Below are 23,541 nucleotides of genomic sequence, written 5' to 3'. Positions count from 1 at the left end.
TACTTATTTTTGCTGACCACCAAAGCCGAAAAACCTAAAATGAAAAATGTTCTCGTAATTTATTATACGCAATCTGGACAGCTGGAATCTATTGCAAAAAATATTGCAAAACCATTTCTAAATTCAGAAGAAATAAATCTCACATTTCATGAAATACAATTAGAGAAACCGTTTCCTTTTCCTTGGAACAAAGAATCGTTTTTTGATGCCTTTCCAGAATCGTTTTTACAGATTCCGACCGCATTAAAACCTGTTCCTGAGGAAATTTTAAACACAAAATTTGATTTAGTATTATTTCATTATCAGGTTTGGTATCTATCTCCTTCTATTCCAATCAATTCATTTTTGAAAAGTGAAGATGCCAAGAAAATTTTAAACAATACTCCTGTTATTACGATCAGCGGTTCAAGAAACATGTGGATTATGGCTCAGGAAAAAATCAAAGTTTTGCTAAGAAAGGCCAATGCCAATTTGGTTGGAAACGTAGCTTTGGTAGACCGTGTTGGAAATTTAATAAGTGTAATCACCATTGTAGAATGGATGTTCTCTGGAGTTAAGAAAAAATATTTAGGTATTTTTCCGCTTCCTGGAGTTTCAGAAAAAGACATACAAGAATCGAGTCAGTTTGGAGAAATCATGCTGGATTCTTTACAGCAAAATAATTTAGCGCAATTACAGCCCAAATTAGTCCATGCTGGTGCTGTAAAAATAAGTTCGTATTTGGTAACGGTTGATAAAACGGCTAACAAAATTTTTAATAAATGGTCAAATATCATTTATAAAAATCAAAAAAACCGAAAACAGCTGCTTAAAGTATTTAATGTTTATTTATTCCTTGCGATATGGTTAATCTCACCAATAGTGTATATATTGCACCTTATTACCTATCCGCTTAAGTTAAAATCTATAAAAAAGGAAACTCAATATTATCAGGGAGTTTAGAAGACGAAATTTAAATTATGTTTGAAGTATATATTACAAAAGCTGCAAAATATTTGCCAAACGAAGCCGTTTCAAATGACGAAATGGAAGCCTACTTGGGCCTTATCAATGATACTGCTTCTAAAGCAAGACGCATTATTTTGCGCAACAATAAAATTACAAGCCGATATTACGCTGTTGACAAAGAAGGAAAAAGCACACACAGCAATGCCGAATTAACCAAAAATGCCATTTTACCGTTATTCGACGAAAATTTTACGCCTCAAGATTTAGAAGTACTTTCATGTGGAACCTCGACTCCAGACATATTTCTGCCTTCGCACGCTGCGATGGTTCATGGTCTGCTAAAAAATAAATCGGTAGAATTAAACTCTTCAACAGGAGTTTGCTGTGCCGGAATGAACTCTCTTAAATTTGGTTTTCTTTCTATTAAATCTGGAAATTCAAAAAACGCAATCTGCACAGGATCAGAAAAAGTTTCTACCTGGCTAAATGCTCAAAAATACAATCACGAGGCCGATAATTTAAAAAGCCTTGAAGAACAGCCAATTATTGCATTCAAAAAAGATTTTCTTCGTTGGATGCTGTCAGATGGTGCTGGAGCTTTTCTTTTGGAAAATAAACCAAGAGGACCAATTTCGCTAAAAATCGAATGGATGGAAGCTTTTTCGTATGCGTACGAATTAGAAACCTGCATGTATGCCGGAGGTGATAAATTGGAAAATGGTGAAATTAAAGGCTGGAGCGATTATTCGCCAGAACAATGGCTGAACGAATCTGTTTTTTCAATAAAACAAGACGTTAAATTATTAGACGAATTTATCTTGGCAAAAGGTGCTCAAAGCATGAAAGACGCCATGGATAAAAACAATATTAAATCGGAAGATATTACTTATTTTATTCCTCATGTTTCTTCAAACTTTTTTGTTGAAGGGTTGAAAAAAGGATTAAACGAAAAAGGTATCGGAATGAGCGATGATAAATGGTTCATGAATCTTTCTCGAGTTGGAAATGTTGGCTCTGCCTCTATTTACTTGGCTCTTGAAGAATTGATGAGTTCAGGGAATTTGAAAAAAGGAGATAAAATTTTATTATCTGTTCCAGAAAGCGGAAGATTCTCTTTTGCGTATGCCTATTTAACGGTTTGTTAATGGAAACAATGCTTTTAGAAAAAGAAATGGTCGAAAATTTACTGCCTCAAAAGTTTCCTTTTGTGATGGTAGACGCTATGCATTCTTATTCTGAAACTTCGTTGGTTTCGGGTTTAGAAATTCAGCGCGAAAATATTTTTGTATCAAACGATATTTTTCTTGAAGCTGGATTAATAGAACATATGGCACAGTCTGTAGCATTGCATACGGGATATCAATATTTCTTGAAAAGCGAAATTGCTCCAACGGGCTATATTGGTTCTATTAAAGAAATTGAAATTAAGAAACTTCCAAAGCTGAGCGATACTATTCAATCTGAAGTTACGATTCTGCAGGAATTTGCCGGAATTACTTTAGTGGATATTGTTACGACTTTAAATAATGAAGAGATTGCCAGAGGACAAATGAAAACCGTTTTGGCAAAATAAAAGCAATCGATGAAAACTACTTCTGCTGTTGACATACAAAATTATTTACCACACCGAGCACCGATGCTTATGGTGGATTTGATTTTGGATATAGATTCCAACTTTGTAGAAACCATATTTTTGATAAAAGAAGACAATATTTTTATTCAGAATAATGTTTTTATCGAAGCGGGATTAATCGAAAATACGGCACAGACTTGTTCTGCAATCGTTGGAAAAAAATACTTTTTTGACGACAACGGAATCGAGAATGAAAACGTAAATGTAATTGGATTTATCAGCGCTTTAAAAAGTGTCAAAATTCATGCTCTGCCAAAAGTTGGCGACACCATTATAACTAAAGCCGATTTGGTTTCTAAATTTACTGGTGAGGATTATACTTTATGCACAATGAAATGCAAAAGCTTAGTAGAAGACCAGATTCTCTTAGAATGCGAAATTAATTTGTTCATTCAAAAAACAATCTCGGTTGGATAATCCAAAAAAAATCATTTTACATTTAGTTATCAGGATTGTCATTTTAATCTTATTAACAGTATTAGTTTTTTTATTTTGGTATCTAACAACCGATCGTCATAAACACTGTCATGGAGATGATCACAAACATTTTGATACTGGTTTGGGCTTTTTTATTATGCTCTTTATGGTAATACAAATCTTTTATCTCGGATTAGTTGTAGAAATGATTTATTTATTTGTAAAGAGAAAAAGCAATCTGGCTTTCGTAAATTTTGGATTTTTAATAATTAGTATATGTATAGTTTTCTATTATATGTTTCTAATAAATTAAATTAGTAATATGGAAAAAGATCAAGTACCTCAGGATCAAAGCAACTTAACTAAGAACAACGTAAAAGAGCTTTTGTACGCAACTGATGAAAACGGCAATTATACCACAACATTAAGTACGGGCTGGGAACCGAAAACAATTGCCCTTTCAAATTCTATTGATGAAATAAACGAGCGTATTGCCGATGCCAAACAACAGGTTTTAAACGGCGAAGCAAGTCCGATTGTGTATTTTATGGAAGTCAATAAAATGGATCTTAACATATTATCAAGTTATGTGGGATTTTGGAAATGGCGCGTAAAAAGACATTTTAAACCAAGTGTTTTTGCCAAACTAAACGATAAAATCCTGAAAAAATATGCTGATACTTTTGGAGTATCAATCGAAGAATTAAAAAACAGCATTACCAAATAAATGGAATTAACTTTCACACATCATCAGTCTGCTCATTGCGAGAATGGAGTAGCGTCAAATCTGCTAAAAAATAGCGGACTAAACATTAGTGAACCGATGGTTTTTGGTATTGGCTCTGGATTATTCTTTGTTTATCTGCCTTTTATAAAAGTGAATCATGCACCAGCAATTAGTTATAGAACTTTGCCAGGACAGATTTTCAATAAAGTTGCCACTCGTTTAAATTTAAAAATAAAAAGACAAAAATTTTCCTCTATTTCAAGTGCCAATAAAGCTTTAGACGAAAATTTAAAAAATAATATTCCAACAGGATTACAAGTTGGCGTTTACAATTTAAGTTATTTCCCAGACGAATATCGTTTTCATTTCAACGCGCACAATTTAGTTGTTTACGGAAAAACCGAAACCGAATATTTAGTGAGCGATCCAGTAATGGAAACCGTTACGACTTTAACTTACGAAGACATGAATAAAGTCCGTTTTGCCAAAGGAGCTTTTGCACCTCGCGGACAAATGTACTATCCGATTCAGATTCCAAAAGAAGTCGATTTAAAAAGCGCCATTATTAAAGGAATCAAAAATACGTGTCGAGATATGCTAGCGCCAATGCCAATTGTTGGTGTTCGCGGCATCAAAATGGTTTCTCGCCAGATTCGTAAATGGCCTAAAAAACATGGCGTTAGAAAAGCCAATCATTACCTGGCGCAAATGGTTCGTATGCAAGAAGAAATTGGAACCGGCGGCGGTGGTTTCCGTTTTATTTATGCCGCATTTTTGCAGGAAGCTTCAGTTATTTTAGCTAACGAAGAACTGAAAGAACTTTCTAAAGAAATGACACAAATTGGAGATTCATGGCGTGATTTTGCTGTTGAAGCTTCAAGAATTTACAAAAACAGAAGTGCTAAAGAAGACGCCTACAACACTATTGCCGATGAACTTTTGGACATTGCCAATAGAGAAGAAATCTTTTTCAAAAAACTAAAAAAAGCGATCAGCTAAAATCATATTTTGCAATCTATCATTCAAATAGAATCCCTTTCGAAAAAGTACAAAAATGCAGAAATGTATTCTTTGAACAACGTTTCGCTAAATATAAATGAAGGTCAGATTTTTGGTTTACTTGGCCCAAACGGTGCCGGAAAAACAACCTTAATCTCGATGCTCTGCGGATTGGTAAAACCAACTTCTGGACATTTTACAATTGATGGTTTAGACTATCAGCACCACGCTTCAAAAATTAAAAAAATCATAGGCGTTGTTCCACAAGAATATGCTTTGTATCCGACTTTGACCGCCAGAGAAAATCTGCTCTATTTTGGAAGTATGTACGGTTTAAAAGGTTCTGATTTAAAAGATAAAGTAATCGAAACTCTGGATCTTTTAGGTTTATTGAAATTTGCCGATAAACAAGTTCAGACTTTCTCAGGCGGAATGAAACGTCGTGTCAATCTGATTGCAGGAATTCTTCATAATCCGAAAGTTTTGTTTTTGGATGAACCAACAGTTGGTGTCGACGTGCATTCTAAAACTGCCATTATTGATTATTTGAAAGTGTTGAACCAAAACGGAACAACTATTATTTATACCTCGCATCATTTGGCTGAAGCCGAAGATTTCTGTTCGCAAATCGCGATTTTAGATCAAGGACAGATTTACGCACAAGCAACTCCCTCGGCATTAATTGAATCTACAAAAGACGCTCGAAATCTCGAAGATGTTTTTATTTCATTAACTGGTAAAGCGTTGAGAGATGATATATAAAATTTGGATGTCGGTAGTAAAAGAATTCCTTTTGCTAAAAAGAGATTTGGGCGGATTGATTATTTTATTTATCATGCCTTTGGTTTTGGTAATTGCCGTAACCTTAATTCAAGACAGCACTTTTAAAGCCGTAACCGATTCTAAACTTCAGATTCTTTTGGTCGATCAAGACAAAGGATCTGTATCAAAAACCGTTTTTGAAAATTTAGAAAAAAGCAAATATTTTACCGTTGTAACCCAACTTGACAATAAACCGATTACCGAAGAAATTGCCAAAGAAAATGTGTACAAAGGAAAATTTCAACTGGCAATTGTAATTCCAGAAAACCTAAGTTCTGATTTGCAGGAAAAAGTAAATCAGAATGTAGAGAAAATTGTGAGCAATTTAGGTTTGACTGATAGTACGACAGCTGCCGAACCTCAGCGCGTTATTAAAGAAAAAGAAGTAAAACTGTATTTTGATCCAGCGGTACAAATGAGTTTCAAAAATGCCGTAATGAGTTCGATAGACAAAATGATTTCGCAGATTGAAACCAAATCGATTTACAGCACTTTTCAAAAACAGTTAGGAGAAGAAACAATCGATTTTGAGCAAAAAAACTTTATTACTTTCAAAGAAATAATTCCGAGAATCAACAACAAAGAAGTTCGTCCGAATTCCGTTCAACACAACGTTCCAGCTTGGACTCTTTTTGCGATCTTTTTTATCGTGATTCCGTTATCTATCAATATTGTAAAAGAAAAATCGCAAGGAACTTTTGTACGATTAAGAACAAATCCGGTTTCTAATCTGGTTGTGATTATTGGAAAAACCATCACCTACTCGATCATTTGTATGATTCAGTTTTACATGATGGTTGCCGTTGCCGTATTCTTATTCCCGTCCATCGGATTGCCTTCTCTTAATATCGAAGGTCATTTCTTGCTGACAAGTGTTGTCGCATTATTTTCAGGTTTTGCAGCAATCGGGTTCGGAATTTTATTAGGAACTGTGGCAAGTACACAAGAACAATCTGCTCCTTTTGGCGCTACAAGTGTGATCATTTTAGCAGCAATTGGCGGTGTTTGGGTTCCTGTTTTTGCTATGCCAAAAATCATGCAATATATCGCAAAATCATCTCCAATGAACTGGGGATTAGAGGCTTTTTACGATGTATTGCTTAGAAACGTTTCTTTCGTTGAAATCATACCAAGAATAAGTTTATTATTTTTGTTTTTCATTATTACCACTTCCATCGCATTATTTTATGATAAAAAGAAAAGAGCAGTTTAAAGAAGCTACAGATCTAACCGTTTCGCACGAAATTAGGATTCGTTTTAACGAAACAGATCCGCTTGGAATTGTTTGGCACGGCAATTATATCACGTATTTTGAAGATGGACGCGAAGCATTTGGACGCCAACACGGACTTACTTATCTGGATATTGCCAAAACGGGTTATACCACGCCAATTGTAAAATCGACTTGCGAACACAAATTGTCTTTGCGTTATGGAGATGTGGTAACGATAGAAACAACAGTTGTTGACACTCCAGCCGCGAAAATGATTTACCGCTTTAAAATAATTGATGACAAAGGAGAAGTGGCGTGCACAGGCGAAACCACTCAGGTTTTTTTAGATGCAGCAGGAAATTTGATGTTGACCAATCCTCCTTTTTATGAGGATTGGAAACGAAAAGTTGGATTATTGAAATAAAATATTTTAACCAAAACATTATGAAACTAGCCTTCAAATTTATTTCCTTAATCTTACTTCTGTGTTTGATTAGCTGTAACAAAAACAACGTTGAAGATTCAACATTATATTATGGCAACAACAATTATTACATTCCTGCTTTAATAATAAACACAGACAAAGTTTTAGATAATGCAGAAATAGAAAAACTGATAAAAGGATATTACAAAGATGATCGCAGAATAGAAGGCAAAATTAAGGCCATATTAAAATACGACGAGAAGCCTTATAAAATTGTATATAGTGATAAAAAAATACTAGAAGGAAATATCGAAATTAATATTTTAAACTTTGATCAAGTCAAAAAAGAATTTGATGAGAAAATTGCAAAATTTAAATCTAAAAAAAGTTCGACTTCTTTAAAGGATCATAATGTTTATGGATATTATTTTAATCTTGGCAGCTGCGCACATTTGTCATATATAGATGATTTATACATTATTTCAAAAGATAAAAAGGAAACTTATTTTTTAACTTCTATATACAAAAATGAAGTATCAAGAAGTGATACCATTATTAGAAAGGGAAATAACTTTGAAAAAAATTATTTAGTTTGGCATGGGTTTGATGAACCCCAAACAAAATCAAAAGAAATTTTATACGAAACTAAAGATAAAGATATTATAGCGAAAGACCTTAATTATATGAGTGAAAGCGAGGAAAAATATGTTTATTTTTATTTTAAACTTGATAAATGATAAGAGAAATATACATTACAGAAACGAATTGTATCACGCCTTTAGGTTTTGATGTTGAATCTAATATCAGCGCCATTCTTCGTGGTGATTCTGGAATTCAGCTTCATAGTGATGTTTCTCTTATGCCGAATCCGTTTTATGCTTCGATTATTTCTGAGGAAAAAATAAACAGTGCTTTTTCAAAAATCAGCACTGAGACAAAATATTCCCGTTTAGAGAAAATGATGATTTTGGCTTTGGAGCCCATTATCAAAAATTCAAACATCGAATTAAATTCAAAAACTGCTTTTATACTTTCTACCACAAAAGGAAATATAACTGCTTTAGCAAATGATTCTGAAGAAAGCTTCAACAACGCACATTTAGATGTTTTAGCAAAAAACGTTGCCGATTTCTTCGGATTTCAAACACAACCCATTGTAGTTTCGAATGCCTGCGTTTCTGGAATTTTAGCCGTTTCTGTTGCTAAAAGAATGATTCAATCTGAACTTTACGACAATGTTTTTGTGGTAGCTGGAGACGAAGTTTCAGAATTTGTTTTGTCTGGTTTTAATGCTTTCCAAGCAATGAGCGAACTGCCTTGCAAACCATATTCTAAAAACAGAACTGGTGTAAGTTTAGGCGAAGCAACAGCAGCAATTTTAGTTTCGACAGAAGCCAGAAACGCCAAAATAAAAGTAATTGGCGACAGTTCGATAAACGATGCGAATCATATTTCGGGTCCGTCACGAACAGGTGAAGGTTTGTTTAGAAGCATTCAGAATGCCTTGAAAGAAGCACAAATTGAGGCGAACAAATTAGATTATATCTCAGCACACGGAACCGCAACGCCTTACAACGACGAAATGGAAGCGATTGCTTTAACTCGTTTAGATTTACAAAATGTTCCTGTTAATAGTTTAAAAGGATTTTACGGTCATACATTAGGCGCTTCGGGATTATTGGAAACCGTAATTGCCATAGAATCTGCCAATCAAAATAAACTTTTTGAATCGAAAGGTTTTGATGAAATTGGAGTTAGTGAAGCTATTAATGTTATTGAGAAAAATGAAGAAAAGAAAATTGATTATTTCCTGAAAACGGCTTCTGGATTTGGTGGTTGTAATACGGCTGTGGTTTTTGAAAAGATAAAATGAAAAGTTTAAGAAACTTAGATATTGAAAAAAGTATAGAAAAAAGTAAATTAGTTTATACTGAAAGCTGGGGTGAAAAATTTAATACAATAATGCTCTACTTATTTTTTGGTTTTGGAATTGTTTGTCCTTTTTTAGTTTATTACGATCCATATCGAGATCATTCTAAAACTGGAACCGAATATTATCTGCTATTTTTTGGAAGCCTCTTTTTTGCTTATGCAATTTATCGAAAGGTGACTGAAAAACATCTTACGAAAATTATAAGCAAATATGACGCTGAAAAAAATAGAACTATCATTAATGACTATTGCAAAAAACTAGAATTTCAAAAGGCTGTAAATTCAAAAGACTTAATCATTTATAACAAATCCGATACTTTTGCTATTAATAATTTATACCAATCAAGCAGGATATTTATTTTAGAGAAGAATGAAATTTATGTAACAATGATCAAGAATGGTCCTAAAACAAATTTTCCTGTTCTGTTTTCGCAATTATTTTTAAAGTCGGACATTAAAAAATTATGTTCTTAAAAAACAAAATGACTCAAAACAAAACCTACATACAATCCTACATCACTATCCAAAACAACGAAATTGTTTTGAACGGAACTTCTGTATTCAAAATTGAACCAACAGATTTTGCTGATTTCTCCAAACAAGCTTATCGCAATTTTGAAATGCAATATCCAAAGTTTTTCAAAATGGATGCTTTGAGCAAACTGGCTTTTTTAGGTTCAGAATTGCTTTTGAGTCCGATAACCTCAACGGAGCAGGAAAATAATATCGCTTTGGTTTTGGCCAATAAATCGTCAAGTTTAGATAACGATGTAAAATATCAGGAATCGATTTCAGACAAAGAAAACTATTTTCCAAGTCCGGCGGTTTTTGTTTACACGCTGCCAAATATTTGTCTGGGCGAAATAAGTATCCGCCATCAGCTTAAAAGTGAGAATTCTTTCTTTATATTTGATGCTTTCAATTCAGAGTTTTTGTGGAACTATTCGGAGATTTTGTTAAACACAAATAAAGCTGATTCTGTTTTGTGTGGCTGGGTAGAATTTTTTAATGACAATTATAAAGCTTTTCTTTGCCTTATCAACAAGGAAGAAAACGAGAAATATACAAACGAAACTATCAATACATTATATAATAAATAATCATGGAAGCATTAAAAGAAGAATTAAAAAATAAAATCATTACTACTTTAAACCTTGAAGATATCACAATCGCAGACATTGCTGATAACGATCCTTTGTTTGGAGACGGTTTAGGTTTAGACTCGATTGATGCACTTGAATTGATCGTGATTTTAGATAAAGATTACGGAATTAAATTAGTAGATCCGAAAGAAGGGAAATCTATTTTCCAGTCTATCGAAACTATGGCGGCGTATATCAGCGCAAATAGAACTAAATAGATTTCAGATTTTAGACTTTAGATTTTAGATTCCATCCTGAATCTAAAATTTTAAATGTTTAAAAATCCGTCAACTTTGTCAAAGTTTAAAACTTTGACAAAGTTCTAAGAATCTAAAATCATAAATCTAAAATCTAAAATGGCAAGAGGTGTTGCAATAACGGGAATGGGAATTATCTCTGCGATTGGTAATTCGGTTGAGGAAAATTATATTTCGCTGACCGAAAACAAAATCGGTATTTCTCGTATTCAAAATATTTCGACTGTTCACGCAGATGTTATCAAAGTTGGTGAGATCAAAAAAACCAACGAAGATCTTGTTGATGAACTGAAATTAAATGAGAATAATAATTTCTCCAGAACCGCTATGATTGGCACTTTGGCAGCGAAACAAGCTGTTGAAAATGCCGGCATTACCGATATAAATGAATTTAGAACGGGACTTATTTCGGCGACAAGTGTGGGCGGAATGGACATGACGGAAAGACATTATTACGATTATTTCGAAAAACCAGAATTGATCAAGTACATTACTTGCCACGATGGCGGCGATGTTGCCGAAAAAATTGCTGAAGAATTAGGTTTAAAAGGAATGGTAACGACCATTAGTACGGCTTGTTCTTCTGCAGCCAATTCGATTATGTTGGGCGCAAGATTAATCAAAACGGGAAAACTAGATCGAGTAATTGTGGGCGGAGCCGATGCTTTGGCAAAATTCACCATCAACGGATTTAAGACTCTTATGATTTTATCTGACGATTATAACAAACCTTTTGACAACACTAGAAAAGGATTAAATCTTGGAGAAGCGGCGGCATTTTTAGTTTTAGAATCGGATGAAATTGTTGAAAAGCAAAACAAAAAAGTCCTGGCAAGAGTTTCTGGTTATGGAAATGCCAACGACGCTTTTCACCAAACCGCTTCTTCAGAAAATGGAGAAGGCGCTTATTTGGCCATGAAAAAAGCGTTTGAAGTTTCGGGTTTAAAACCTTCTGAAATTGATTACATCAATGTTCATGGGACAGCAACACCAAACAACGATTTATCTGAAGGAAGAGCTTTGCTCCGAATTTATGAAAACGAAAAAGTTCCAGATTTCAGTTCTACAAAACCTTTTACCGGACATACTTTAGCAGCGGCGGCAGCAATTGAAGCTGTTTACAGTGTTTTGGCAATTCAGAATAATGTGGTTTACCCAAATTTGAATTTTGAAGTTCCGATGGAAGAATTTGACTTGAAACCACAGACTTCATTAAAAAATAAAAACATCGAACATGTTTTATCTAACTCTTTTGGTTTTGGAGGAAACTGTTCAACTCTTATATTTTCAAAAAGCTAATGACAAAAAAAACATATATAAATGGAGTAGGCTGTATTTCGACTCAAAAAACATTTGATACTGTTTTTTTGGAAGAAGCTGTTGTGAATCATGACGAAAATGTACTGGCAATTGTTCCGCCAGCATACAAAGAATATATTTCGCCTGCTGCCAGCCGACGTATGGCAAAAGGTGTAAAAAACGGAATCGTAGCTTCGGCATTAGCCATGAAAGATGCTAATATTGAAAATGTCGATGCGATTATTACCGGAACTGGTTTAGGCTGTATCGAAGATTCTGAAAAATTCCTGAAAAGTATTTTAGATAATAACGAAGAGTTTTTAACTCCGACTTCTTTCATTCAGTCTACTCACAATACAGTTGGAGCGCAGATTGCACTTTTACAGCAATGTAAAGGTTATAATTTTACTTACGTGAATGGCGCGGTCTCTTTTGAGTCGGCTCTTATTGATGCCAAAATGCAGATTGAAGAAGCAGAAGTCAATTCAATTTTAGTGGGCGGTGTTGACGAAAATGGCGATTACACTACTTCTCTTTTTAAACTAAACGGTCGCATTAAAGCAGATGATACTGCTCCCTATGACGTTTTAAATTCTACAACGAGCGGTGCTGTGTATGGTGAAGGTGCCAATTTTTTTGTTTTAGAAAACGAAAGAAAAGAAAACACTTATGCCGAACTTCTAGATGTTTCTATTGTAAATACGCTGGAAGAAAATGAAGTTGAAGCAGCAGTTATTTCGTTCTTAAAATCCAATCATTTACAAATTTCAGATGTAGATGCTCTTGTTTTAGGTTTTGACGGAAATGCTGATTTTGAGAATTATTATAGAAATCTTGCCGAAAATTCGTTTGCTCAAACTCCTATTTTATATTACAAACATTTGAGCGGAGAATACGATACGGCTTCGGCTTTTGCTTTTTGGATGGCTTCTAAAATTTTGAAAACTCAGGAAATTCCTGAAATTACAAAAGTAAATAATGTTGAAAAATCAGAGTACAAAACGATTTTATTATACAATCAATTAAACGGAAAAAACCATAGTTTTACGCTGCTGTCAAAATGATAACGCACAAAAACATATCGCTGTTTTTTATCTTTTTATTGCTTTTATTGTTTCTCCTGAATCTGTATAACGCAATTCATTTTCTGTGGTTTATTGTTATAATTCTCGTTTGGATCGGAATAAATGCTTTTGGATCTGCACGAATTTCTTCCAATTATCATGTAAAAGCTTTTTGCAGTAATCCGTTAGAAACCGAAAAAAAAATTGCGCTTACTTTTGACGACGGTCCAAGTATTTACACTTTGGAAGTTTTGGAACTTTTGAAAAAATACAATGCTAAAGCGACTTTTTTCTGCATTGGAAAAAACATCGAAATGCATCCTGAAATTCTCCAAAAAGTAATTGATGAAGGGCACTTGGTTGGAAATCATTCTTATTCACATTCTAAGTTTTTTGATTTTTATAATGCTAAAAAAATAACCGAAGAACTTCAGAAAACAGACGCGCTTCTGGAAAAATTCACTTCCAAAAAAATAAACTTCTTTCGTCCGCCCTATGGAGTTACGACACCTTCGATTAGAAGAGCTTTAGAAGTAACCGGACATAAAACAATAGGCTGGAATATTCGTTCGCTTGACGGAGGAACCCAAAATCAGGAATTAATTTTCAATCGGTTAATTCAACATATTTCTCCCGGTGGAATTGTACTTTTGCATGATACAGGCAAACATTCGGTTTTGGTACTGGAACAGTTTTTGCAATTTTTACAGCAAAATAATTATCAAGTCATTTCGATCGAAGAACTTTTGAATCTTAAAGCTTATGCAAACTAAAATATATCTTTTCTTATTTTTAATTATCAGCGGTTTCCATTTATCGGCGCAGGAACAAAAAATGACCGATGCCGAAATTGCTTCTTTTAAACAAGACGTAAATGTGGTGGCCAAAAAAATCAAGACTTTGACTACTGATTTTGTTCAGTATAAACATTTAGATTTTTTATCAAAAGACATTGAAACTTCAGGAAAAATGATTTTTAAAGAACCTGCTTTACTTCAATGGCAATATAAAAAACCGTACAATTATAGCATTACTTTCAAAAACGGAAAAATCCTGATTAACGATGAAGGAAAGAAAAGCGCGGTTGATATTGGAAACAGTAAAATCTTTGCCCGAATCAATAAATTGATTGTGGGAAGCGTAAGTGGCAATATGTTTGACGATAAGGAATTTACAATTTCGTATTTTAAATTGAAAGGTCAGAATCTAGCGAAATTTATTCCGAAAGATGCGACGCTTAAAAAATACATCAAACAAATTGAACTGACTTTTGACAAAGAAGAAGCGACTGTTGTTCAGGTAAAATTGTTAGAATCATCTGAAGATTATACCCGAATTGTACTTAAAAATAAAGTGATCAATGCAAAAATCGACGATTCAGTTTTTACTAATTAATTGCTTTCTGGCAATTGTATTAATTTCTTGTGGCTCGGTCACAAAAAATTATACGTCCAAAAAATTAGACAAAACGTCTTATACGGTTCCGTATTTTTCAGACTCAAAAACCGATTATGTTTATAAAACCAACATTAGTGTTTACGGAAATGAATTGTCTGGAATTTTTATTGCCAAGAAAATAAATGACACCACACACCGAATTGTTTTTACAACCGAATTCGGAAACAAATTAATGGATTTCGAAATTTCAGAAACCGATTTTAAAGTCAATTCTATCGTTTCAGAATTGGATCGAAAAATATTGATCAATACTTTAAAAGAAGATTTCCGATTGCTTTTAAAGAAAGAATATTCGATTCAGGAACAATTCGAAAACGAATCGGATGACATTTACAAATCGGCAGATGGCAAACGCGACAATTACATTTTTATCTCCAAAAAAGATCAGAAATTAGAAAAGATCGTCCATGCTTCTCAAACAAAAGAAAAATTTACACTGCTTTTCAGTTCAGAAAACAATATTTTTGCCGAAAGGATTCAGATAATCCATCAGAATATAAAATTGAAAATCGAACTGAATTATTTCAAATCAGAATAAAAACTTAAACTAATCCTAAACTTAAACCAAGCCCAAAATGAGAAAATTTGTTTTAATTGCATTTGTTTTATTAATCGGAATCCAAGCAGAAGCTCAAGTAAAAGTTAGTCCAGGACTAAGAGGTGGTTTGAATGTATCAACATTAACGAATATTGATGATAATAGCTCTAAAACTGATTTCTATGTTGGTGGATTGGTAAATATTAAATTCAATAAATTTTTCTCGGTTCAGCCAGAGATAAATTATTCCAGACAAGGTGATGAAGGAAGATATTTTGAAAACGGCCGTTATTATTCTGAAAAGTATGAGTTGAATTATATAACACTGGGAGCGGTTGCAAAATTTAACTTTGGAGGTGGAGGTTTTCATTTATTAGCAGGCCCTTCTTTAGATTTAAAAGTTAGTGATAATTATATAAATACTAACCCTGAAGATTTTGATCTTGCATTTGTTGGAGGTCTTGGTTATACTTTGCCAAATGGTTTAACTTTTGAAGCTCGACTTAAACAAGGATTAATTGATATTTATGGTTATAACGGATATGATTATGACAATAATGGATATTACTATAATGATGTAATCTTAAATCAAGTTTTCCAAATCGGAATTAGTTATACGTTTAAAACAAAATAAAAATGAATAAAAGAATATTCTTCTTTATTGCTGTTTTTTTCTCGCTTTTAAATATACAAGCGCAAGTATCAGTTAAACCAGGTTTAAGAGCTGGATTTAGTTTTTCTACTATTTCTGAAATGCACGCCGATTATAAAACTGATTTTTATGCTGGTGGTTTTACAGAAATTAAGATAACAAGAATTTATTCCCTTCAGCCTGAAATTAATTACAGCAGACAAGGTTCTAATAATGTTGCGCGAAATTATTTTGATGAAAATACACAGACCAATAAAATAGAACATTTAGATCTGGACATCAACTATTTGTCTCTTTCTATGATAAATAAGTTTACGCTGCCACAAGGAATTCAGTTTCAAGCAGGGCCAACATTAGATATTTTATTGAATGATAATCTTGCGGTTAGAAAAGCACAAAATGATCTTGGTTTGGTTTTAGGAGTTGCTTATGCCCTGCCTTCAGGTTTGACATTTGAAGCTCGATTTAAAAAAGGACTGCTGGATGTTTTAAGCAGCGATTATTATCAAAACGACTCCAATAACCATTATTTATTTGGAGATTATAACACAAACATTAATTTTCAGTTAGGAGTTTCCTATTCATTTGGAAAATAAAAAATATGATTTTACAAGATTTTTATAAAATACTATCAGAAGAAAAAGTATCTGATTCAAAATATACTGTTACAATTTTAGTCAACGAAAAACATGAGGTTTTTAAAGGGCATTTTCCTGGAAATCCAATTATGCCTGGTGTTTGTATGATTCAGATTATCAAAGAACTTACAGAATCTATTACCAAAAGTTCGCTGATGATCCAGTCTTTGGCAAATGTAAAATTCATGGCGCTGATTAATCCAGAGGTTACTCCAGAATTGCGATTGGAATTGGATGTTACAACAACTGAAGACGGTTTGGTAAAAGTGAAAAACACGACTTACTTTAACGACACAACTGCTCTTAAATTGAGCAATGTGTACAAAAAAATATAAATTATGAAACTATTACTGACCTTATTTTTATGGGTAGGTTTTGCTGGAACGCCAGATTTGGCTTCGATCCGCAAAATGTATTCTGATGTGGCAAAATCAGAAACCAACGCCAAAGAGTTTGTAGCCAAACTTGCAGGTGTTTCAAGCAATGATGATAAAATTTTAGTGGCTTATAAAGCGGCTTCTATTTTATTGGAATCTAAATTTGAAAAGAAATTAAGCCAGAAAATGGAACGTTTTAAAGAAGGCGCAAAATTGCTTGAAGCCACCATAAAAAGCGACCCAAGCAATATCGAAATGCGAATGATTAGACTTAGTGTTCAGGAAGATGTTCCTGGAATTACAGGCTACAAGAAAAACATTAAAGAAGATAAAAAATTCATAACCACGTATTATGCATCACAAGGTGCGGCTTTGAAAGATTATCTTAAAGACTTTGTTTTACAATCTAAAAGTTTCTCCGAAAAAGAGAAGCAATTTGTAAAGTAAGCTCAATAACACCTCATGAAATCACAGCAAGAATTACTTAGTTCGACCAACTTTTGCGTTATTGTGCCTACGTACAATAATCAGAAAACGCTGAAAAAAGTATTGGATTCTATTTTAGATTTCACCACAAATGTCATTATTGTCAATGACGGCTCAACTGATTCTACGAGCGAAATTCTAAAATCATATTCACAGCTTACTCAAATTCACCATCCTCAAAATTTAGGAAAGGGACGAGCGCTAAGAAACGGATTTAGAAAAGCGCTTGAATTGAATTTTGAATATGCCATAACAATCGATTCTGACGGACAGCATTTTGCAGCAGATATTCCTGTTTTCTTGGAAGCAATTCCAGATGAGCCAAACGCTCTCTTGATTGGAAGCCGAAATATGACACAGGAAAATGTTCCGAAGAAAAGCAGTTTTGGTAACAAGTTTTCTAATTTTTGGTTCAAGTTTGAAACAGGAATTAAACTAGACGACACACAATCTGGCTTTAGATTGTACCCACTTCGATTACTTCCAAAACGTTTTTATACCAATAAATTCGAATTTGAAATCGAAGTTATCGTGCGTGCTGCCTGGAAAGGAATTACAGTAAAAAATATTCCGATTCAGGTTTTGTATGATCCTGCAGAAAGAGTTTCACATTTTCGTCCGTTTCAAGATTTTACCCGAATCAGTATTTTGAATACGGTTTTGGTTACCAATGCTTTGCTGTACATAAAACCGAGAGATTTTTTTAGAAGAGCTAAAAAAAAAGGTTTTAAAAAATTCTTTCTAGAAGATATTTTAGAAAGCAACGATTCAAATTTTAAAAAATCGGCCGCCATTGCTTTAGGTATTTTTATCGGACTTTCGCCTTTTTGGGGATTTCAGACTATATTGCTTTTCACTTTTGCGGCCTTGTTCCGACTCAACAAAGTCATTGCTTATCTTACTTCAAATGTAAGTTTTCCGCCTTTTATTCCGTTTATTATTTTTGCTTCGCTACAAGTGGGGAGTGTTTTTGTGTCCAGCGATGCGCCACTGGTTTTGGATAGCTCGATTACGCTCGATGATATTCAAAAAAATGCTACGCAATATATCGTAGGAAGTCTTATTTTAGCAACCGTTTCAGCACTATCAGTTGGTCTCATAAGTTATTTGCTTTTAACGGCTTTTAGTTCTAAAAACAAACCGAATATTTAAGTTAAGTTTGCCACAGATTAAAAGGATTAAAATGATTTTTACATCTAGTTTGTCAGGCTGAGCGAAGTCGAAGCCCACGTCCAATTGGAACGCCCTTCGACTTCGCTCAGGGTGACAAACTAAAGTTAATCTTTTTATTCGTGGCGGAAAAAAAATAAAATTACCATGCATCAATACTTCTATGCCATTCATTTATTTGTAAACCGAAGAAAATCTCTTTCGGTTTTATTGGCTGTTCTGATGCTTTTGATTTTTGGATTTTTTGCTTCAAGACTAAAGTTTGAAGAAGATATAACCAAACTTATCCCAACCAACGACAAAACCGATGTTACTGCCAAAGTCTTAAAACAATTAAATTTTGCGGATAAAACAACCGTAATTTTTAGCTTGGATAAAAATGGTTCTGCCGAGGATTTAAAAGAAATGGCAACTGTATTTTCAGACAGCGTTTCTAAATCCTGCAAACCATACATAACCGGAATTCAAGGAAAAATTGACGAAGAAAACATTCAGGAAACTGTAGATTTTGTTTACAATAATTTGCCTCTTTTTCTAGATGATAATGATTATGCATCTATTGAAAAGAAACTCCAAAAAGATAGTATTGCGGCAACCGTTCAAGGAAATTACAAATCAATTATTTCTCCATCTGGATTTATAACTAAAGATTTTATTCTTCAAGATCCGTTTGGGATTTCTTTTATCGCTTTAAAAAAATTACAGCAATTAAATATTGGCGACGATTTTACACTCGAAAATGGTTTTGTAATGACGAAGGATAAAAAGAAATTATTGCTTTTTATCACCTCCAATATTCCGTCAAGCGAAACAGAAAAGAATACCATTTTTGCTGAAAAATTGAAATCGATTCAGGAAAATCTGAATACACAATTCAAAGGAAAAACATCTATCAGTTATTTTGGTTCTGCTTTAATTGCCGTTGCCAATGCCAATCAGATTAAAGGAGATATTATTTTGACAACATCAATCGCGATGTTTACTTTAATGCTCATTCTGATTTTATTTTATAGAAAAGTATTAATTCCACTGATTATATTTTTGCCAACCGTTTTTGGCGGTTTATTTGCTGTGGCATTTTTATATTTTGTGAGAGAACAGATTTCGGCAATTTCTTTAGGAATTGGTTCTATTTTATTGGGAATCACGATTGATTATTCTATTCATATTCTTACGCATTACAAACATAATAGCGATGTAAAAACGTTGTACAAAGACATTACAATGCCAGTCATCATGAGTAGTTCTACAACTGCGGTTGCGTTTTTATGTCTGCTTTTTGTAAAATCGGATGCCTTAAACGATCTCGGAATTTTCGCTGCTGTTATCGTTATGGCTTCAGCTATTTTCTCTCTTTTGATTATTCCTCATTTATATAAACCAAAAGAAAATCCGGCAGATCATAAAAAGAATGTGATTGATAAAATGGCTCATTTTTCTTTTCACAACAATAAAATCTTAATCGGGCTTTGCGTTATCATTACCATTATTTGCTTTTTTACTTATAATGATGTGGGTTTCAACAACGATTTATCGCAGCTGAATTTTATTCCGAAAGAAATTAAAGCCGCCGAAAAACAGTTGGAAGAAAGCACGAGTTTAACTTCCAAAACGATTTATGTTGCTTCGTATGGAAAAACGATGGAAGAAGCTTTACAGCATAATAGTAAACTTTTTGATGATTTATCTGCAGCAAAAAATCAGAATAAAATTTTAAATTTCAGCTCTGTTGGTGGAATTGTACTTTCGCAACAAGCTCAAATCGAAAAAATTAAGAAATGGAATTCGTTTTGGACTTCGCAGAAAAAACAATTTATAAAATCTGAATTAATTGCTGAAGGCGCTAAACTTGGTTTTAAACCTTCAACTTATAATTTATTTTTTGATCATTTAGATTCTGACTTCAAACCAGTTTCTGCAGCTGAATTTTTAAAAATAAAAGCACTTCAACTACAAGAATTCATAACCGAGAAAAATGGTTTTTACACGGTTTCAACTTTAGTAAAAGTAACGCCAGAACAGCGTGATGTTTTTGTAAAATCGGCTTCAGCAAAGGCAAACGTCATTGCAATCGATCGTCAGCAGATGAACGAAACGTTTTTCAGCACTTTAAAAACCGATTTCAATTCGCTTGTAAATTATTCTTTTGTAGCGGTAATTTTGATTCTGTTTTTCTTTTTCCGAAGAATCGAATTGGTCATTATCAGCTGTATTCCAATTGCTTTAACTGGAATTGTAACGGCAGGAATTATGGGGCTTTTTGGCATTCAAATGAACATTTTCAGTATGATTGTCTGCACTTTGATTTTTGGTCACGGAGTCGATTTTAGTATTTTCATGACCAGTGCCTTGCAAAAAGAATATACTAATGGAGTTAACGAAATTGCCATTTACAGAACCTCAATTATTCTGGCCGTTATCACGACAATCTTAGGAATTGGTGCCATGATTTTTGCCAAACATCCTGCGCTTACTTCCATTTCACTAGTTTCATTAATCGGGGTTTTTGCAGCACTGATTATAACGTTTATCTTCTATCCGATTTTATTCAAACTGTTTTTATCAAATCGTCCTAAAAAAGGAAATCCACCTTTTCAATTGCGAACTTTTGTTCATGGTGTAATTTCTTTTGCGTATTATGGTTTGGGCGGAATTGTAATGTCGGTTTTCAGTTTTACTATAATGCCAATTTTGCCTTTTAGTAAAAAATCAAAAATGAAAGCTTTCCGATATGTGATTTCAAAATTCATGAAATCGGTATTGTATTCGAATCCGTTTATTCGCAAAAAAGTCGTTAATAATTTCAATGAAACTTTTGAGAAACCAGCCGTAATTATTGCCAATCATTCTTCATTTCTAGATATTCTAGCAATCGGAATGCTAAGCCCGAAAATCATTTTCTTAGTGAGCGATTGGGTTTACAACTCTCCTATTTTTGGTGGTGTTGTGAGAAAAGCAGGTTTTTATCCCGTTTCTGAAGGTTTGGAAGGCGGTGTTGAACATTTACGCAAAAAAGTAGAACAAGGTTATTCTTTAATGGTTTTTCCAGAAGGAACTCGATCAGAAAATAATGTCGTGAAACGATTCCACAAAGGTGCTTTTTTCCTTGCCGAAGAATTTAAAATTGACATTATTCCGGTTGTTATTCATGGTGCTTCAGAGTTGATTCCGAAAGGCGATTTTGTCATTCACCACGGAAAATTGACGGTTACTATTTTAGAAAGAATTGCTCCAGATGATCTTTCTTTTGGAACTAATTATACCGAAAGAACTAAACAAATAAGTACTTTCTTTAAAGCAGAATATCGCAAAATAAGACAAGAACTTGAAGGTCCGGATTATTTCAAAACAATGCTAATCAACAGTTACGACTATAAAGAAATCGAGGTTGGAAATAGCGTGAAAAAAGATTTGAAACAGAATCTGGAAGTTTATTATAATTTAAACAAACACATTGCGCCAAAAGCAAAAATCCTGCATTTAGAAAATGATTACGGGCAATTGGATGTTTTGCTCGCTTTGCAAGAACCACAGCGAAAAATAGTTTCTTTTATAAATGATGAAGAAAAATTGCTGGTGGCCAAAACGAATTATATCGTTACAAAGAGAAAAATAGTTTATCTCGACAAACTTGAATCGGCACTTGAAAATCATTTGGATGTACTTTTAATTTCTGATGAAAGTTATAACGTTGAAATCGAAAAAGTAATTTCGAATGTTGCATTTATAATTTTAATCAATTGTTCTCGTTTGAAAAATCAATTTGAGAATTTTGAAATTGTTTCTGAAGAAAATGCTTTGCTAGTTTTAAAGAAAAAAGAATGAAAAAACAGTACGATGTAGTCATAATTGGCAGCGGTTTAGGCGGATTGGTTTCTGCGGTAATTCTGGCGAAAGAAGGCTACAGCGTTTGTGTACTTGAAAAAAACAATCAATATGGTGGAAATCTTCAGACTTTTGTAAGAGATAAAACCATTTTTGATACGGGAATTCATTACATCGGAGGTTTGGGCGAAGGCCAGAATCTTCATCAATATTTCAAATATATTGGAATAATGGATCATTTGAATCTAAAAAAACTAGACGAAAATTGTTTTGATATTATTTCTTTTGATGACGATCAAACCGAATATCCGCATGCGCAAGGTTTCGAAAATTTCATTCAGCAACTGACGAATTACTTTCCTGAAGAAAAAGAAAATCTCGAACAATATTGCCAGAAAATAAAAACGGTCTGCAAAGCATTTCCGCTTTACAATATAGAATCGGAAGGAAAATACGATGATGAAATCTTAGCGCTTAACGCGAAAGAAACCATTGATTCGTTTACTCAAAATGAAAAGCTGAAAGCGGTTTTGGCTGGATCTAATTTTCTTTATGCCGGAATTCCTGACAAATCGCCTTTTTACGTTCATGCGCTTGTAGTCAACTCGTATATCGAAAGTTCGTGGCGATGTGTAAATGGCGGAAGTCAGATCACCAAACAATTGCTGAAACAATTAAAAAAATATGGCGGTGAGTTTTTCAAACATAAAGAAGTCACCAAAATTGAAGTCGAAAACCAAAAGGTAAATTCGGCACAAATGAAAGACGGAACCGAGGTTTCGGGAACGTATTTTATTTCGAACATCGAACCAAAAACGACTTTGAAAATGGCGGGTCAAGAAAACTTTAGAAAACCGTTTTTCAATAGAATTCAAAATCTTGAAAGTGTACTTTCTGCTTTTAGTTTGTATATCGTTTTTAAACCTAAAACTTTCAAATACATCAATCATAATTATTACCATTTTAAAAGTGCTAATGATGTTTGGACCTCTTATGAATATGACGAAAATTCTTGGCCCAAAACCTTTATGGCTTCTATGAATCCGTCGAAAAAAGACGAAGAATGGGCAGACGGAATGACGTTTTTAACGTACATGAAATATGATGATCTCAAAGCTTGGGAAAACACTTTCAATACCACTTTTGAAGAAAATGATCGAGGAGAAAGTTATGAGGATTTCAAAGCTAAAAAAGCAGTCAAATTTTTAGAAGAAATCGAGAAAAAATTCCCCGGAATAAAAGATTGCATTCAATCGGTTCATACTTCTACTCCGCTTTCGTATCGTGATTATATTGGCGGAGATGGCGGAAATATGTACGGATATGTTAAAGATTCAAATAATCCGATGAAAACTATGATTCCGACTAAAACTAAGGTAGAAAATCTTTATCTTACAGGCCAAAGTATTAACATGCACGGTGTCTTGGGAGTTACGGTTGGAGCGGTCATAACCTGTTCTGAAATTGTAGGAAAAGAATATCTGCTGGGAAAAATTAAAAAAGCATCTGAATAATTGAAT

At 33.6% G+C, this 23,541-nt stretch carries 26 protein-coding genes; all 26 read left to right on the top strand.

What is annotated here, in order from left to right; all coding sequences use genetic code 11:
* Nucleotides 1-39 precede the first annotated feature (39 nt).
* The 26 genes from QLQ95_RS08740 to QLQ95_RS08615 all read left to right on the top strand — a co-directional run bounded on the left by QLQ95_RS08740 (nt 40) and on the right by QLQ95_RS08615 (nt 23,535).
* Nucleotides 40-942 carry an NADPH-dependent FMN reductase family protein gene (locus QLQ95_RS08740; protein ID WP_095930648.1) on the top strand — a complete coding sequence of 301 codons (903 nt, stop codon included), beginning with the start codon at nt 40-42 and terminating at the stop codon, nt 940-942.
* A gap of 17 nt (nt 943-959) precedes the next feature.
* Entirely contained in the window at nt 960-2,093 is a 1,134-nt protein-coding gene (darB, locus tag QLQ95_RS08735) for a dialkylresorcinol biosynthesis protein DarB (RefSeq protein WP_095930647.1), read from the top strand.
* Nucleotides 2,093-2,521 carry a hotdog family protein gene (locus QLQ95_RS08730; protein ID WP_095930646.1) on the top strand — a complete coding sequence of 143 codons (429 nt, stop codon included), beginning with the start codon at nt 2,093-2,095 and terminating at the stop codon, nt 2,519-2,521. Before darB ends, QLQ95_RS08730 begins: the two co-directional genes overlap by 1 nt.
* 9 nt (nt 2,522-2,530) lie before the next feature.
* On the top strand, nt 2,531-2,998 hold the full coding sequence (locus QLQ95_RS08725; RefSeq protein ID WP_482503440.1) for a hotdog family protein: 468 nt from the start codon (nt 2,531-2,533) through the stop codon (nt 2,996-2,998).
* 322 nt (nt 2,999-3,320) lie between these two features.
* Nucleotides 3,321-3,725 carry a flexirubin biosynthesis protein DarG gene (gene DarG / locus QLQ95_RS08720; RefSeq protein WP_095930643.1) on the top strand — a complete coding sequence of 135 codons (405 nt, stop codon included), beginning with the start codon at nt 3,321-3,323 and terminating at the stop codon, nt 3,723-3,725.
* Nucleotides 3,726-4,724, top strand: a complete 999-nt coding sequence (gene darH / locus QLQ95_RS08715) for a BtrH-related acyltransferase DarH (protein ID WP_095930642.1) — start codon at nt 3,726-3,728, stop codon at nt 4,722-4,724.
* Between the two features lie 63 nt (nt 4,725-4,787).
* A complete protein-coding gene (locus QLQ95_RS08710) occupies nt 4,788-5,486 on the top strand; it encodes an ABC transporter ATP-binding protein (RefSeq protein ID WP_008465897.1) in 699 nt (232 codons plus the stop codon).
* The gene (locus QLQ95_RS08705) at nt 5,476-6,759 is read left to right on the top strand and encodes an ABC transporter permease (protein ID WP_428237532.1); all 1,284 of its coding nucleotides are present in this window, start codon (nt 5,476-5,478) and stop codon (nt 6,757-6,759) included. Before QLQ95_RS08710 ends, QLQ95_RS08705 begins: the two co-directional genes overlap by 11 nt.
* Nucleotides 6,734-7,183, top strand: coding sequence for an acyl-CoA thioesterase (locus QLQ95_RS08700; protein WP_095930641.1), 450 nt, complete (start codon nt 6,734-6,736; stop codon nt 7,181-7,183). The genes QLQ95_RS08705 and QLQ95_RS08700 overlap by 26 nt, the downstream gene beginning before the upstream one ends.
* Nucleotides 7,184-7,203: 20 nt before the next feature.
* The gene (locus tag QLQ95_RS08695; RefSeq protein ID WP_141248158.1) at nt 7,204-7,920 is read left to right on the top strand and encodes a hypothetical protein; all 717 of its coding nucleotides are present in this window, start codon (nt 7,204-7,206) and stop codon (nt 7,918-7,920) included.
* A complete protein-coding gene (locus QLQ95_RS08690; RefSeq protein ID WP_482503437.1) occupies nt 7,917-9,056 on the top strand; it encodes a beta-ketoacyl synthase N-terminal-like domain-containing protein in 1,140 nt (379 codons plus the stop codon). Before QLQ95_RS08695 ends, QLQ95_RS08690 begins: the two co-directional genes overlap by 4 nt.
* Nucleotides 9,053-9,589 carry a hypothetical protein gene (locus tag QLQ95_RS08685; RefSeq protein ID WP_482503435.1) on the top strand — a complete coding sequence of 179 codons (537 nt, stop codon included), beginning with the start codon at nt 9,053-9,055 and terminating at the stop codon, nt 9,587-9,589. The genes QLQ95_RS08690 and QLQ95_RS08685 overlap by 4 nt, the downstream gene beginning before the upstream one ends.
* A gap of 8 nt (nt 9,590-9,597) precedes the next feature.
* On the top strand, nt 9,598-10,215 hold the full coding sequence (locus QLQ95_RS08680) for a 3-oxoacyl-ACP synthase (RefSeq protein WP_482503433.1): 618 nt from the start codon (nt 9,598-9,600) through the stop codon (nt 10,213-10,215).
* A gap of 2 nt (nt 10,216-10,217) precedes the next feature.
* Complete coding sequence (locus tag QLQ95_RS08675) at nt 10,218-10,475, top strand: phosphopantetheine-binding protein (protein WP_095930636.1); 258 nt, start codon at nt 10,218-10,220, stop codon at nt 10,473-10,475.
* Between the two features lie 138 nt (nt 10,476-10,613).
* Complete coding sequence (locus QLQ95_RS08670; RefSeq protein WP_482503431.1) at nt 10,614-11,813, top strand: beta-ketoacyl-[acyl-carrier-protein] synthase family protein; 1,200 nt, start codon at nt 10,614-10,616, stop codon at nt 11,811-11,813.
* Nucleotides 11,813-12,877, top strand: a complete 1,065-nt coding sequence (locus QLQ95_RS08665) for a beta-ketoacyl synthase N-terminal-like domain-containing protein (protein ID WP_482503429.1) — start codon at nt 11,813-11,815, stop codon at nt 12,875-12,877. The genes QLQ95_RS08670 and QLQ95_RS08665 overlap by 1 nt, the downstream gene beginning before the upstream one ends.
* Nucleotides 12,874-13,650 (top strand): polysaccharide deacetylase family protein, encoded by a 777-nt coding sequence (locus QLQ95_RS08660; protein ID WP_482503427.1) that lies wholly within the window; start codon nt 12,874-12,876, stop codon nt 13,648-13,650. The genes QLQ95_RS08665 and QLQ95_RS08660 overlap by 4 nt, the downstream gene beginning before the upstream one ends.
* Nucleotides 13,640-14,272 carry a flexirubin biosynthesis/transport protein LolA2 gene (gene lolA2 / locus QLQ95_RS08655; protein ID WP_428237538.1) on the top strand — a complete coding sequence of 211 codons (633 nt, stop codon included), beginning with the start codon at nt 13,640-13,642 and terminating at the stop codon, nt 14,270-14,272. Before QLQ95_RS08660 ends, lolA2 begins: the two co-directional genes overlap by 11 nt.
* Complete coding sequence (lolB2, locus tag QLQ95_RS08650) at nt 14,238-14,873, top strand: flexirubin biosynthesis protein LolB2 (protein WP_250834587.1); 636 nt, start codon at nt 14,238-14,240, stop codon at nt 14,871-14,873. The genes lolA2 and lolB2 overlap by 35 nt, the downstream gene beginning before the upstream one ends.
* Nucleotides 14,874-14,910: 37 nt before the next feature.
* Nucleotides 14,911-15,507: a porin family protein gene (locus QLQ95_RS08645; RefSeq protein ID WP_095930630.1), complete on the top strand. Its 597-nt coding sequence runs from the start codon at nt 14,911-14,913 to the stop codon at nt 15,505-15,507.
* A gap of 2 nt (nt 15,508-15,509) precedes the next feature.
* Nucleotides 15,510-16,121: an outer membrane beta-barrel protein gene (locus QLQ95_RS08640; RefSeq protein WP_482503424.1), complete on the top strand. Its 612-nt coding sequence runs from the start codon at nt 15,510-15,512 to the stop codon at nt 16,119-16,121.
* A gap of 5 nt (nt 16,122-16,126) precedes the next feature.
* Nucleotides 16,127-16,498 carry an ApeI family dehydratase gene (locus tag QLQ95_RS08635; protein ID WP_201999172.1) on the top strand — a complete coding sequence of 124 codons (372 nt, stop codon included), beginning with the start codon at nt 16,127-16,129 and terminating at the stop codon, nt 16,496-16,498.
* A 3-nt stretch (nt 16,499-16,501) separates the two neighbouring features.
* Nucleotides 16,502-16,987 (top strand): hypothetical protein, encoded by a 486-nt coding sequence (locus tag QLQ95_RS08630; protein ID WP_095930627.1) that lies wholly within the window; start codon nt 16,502-16,504, stop codon nt 16,985-16,987.
* 15 nt (nt 16,988-17,002) lie between these two features.
* The gene (locus tag QLQ95_RS08625) at nt 17,003-18,178 is read left to right on the top strand and encodes a DUF2062 domain-containing protein (protein ID WP_482503422.1); all 1,176 of its coding nucleotides are present in this window, start codon (nt 17,003-17,005) and stop codon (nt 18,176-18,178) included.
* A 165-nt stretch (nt 18,179-18,343) separates the two neighbouring features.
* Entirely contained in the window at nt 18,344-22,021 is a 3,678-nt protein-coding gene (locus QLQ95_RS08620; RefSeq protein ID WP_482503421.1) for a 1-acyl-sn-glycerol-3-phosphate acyltransferase, read from the top strand.
* Nucleotides 22,018-23,535: a phytoene desaturase family protein gene (locus QLQ95_RS08615; RefSeq protein ID WP_482503419.1), complete on the top strand. Its 1,518-nt coding sequence runs from the start codon at nt 22,018-22,020 to the stop codon at nt 23,533-23,535. Before QLQ95_RS08620 ends, QLQ95_RS08615 begins: the two co-directional genes overlap by 4 nt.
* Nucleotides 23,536-23,541: the final 6 nt, after the last annotated feature.

This window comes from Flavobacterium sp. B330r (assembly GCF_056824325.1).
Note: the sequence above shows the minus strand (reverse complement) of the source record. Positions and strands in the feature narration are given on the sequence as shown.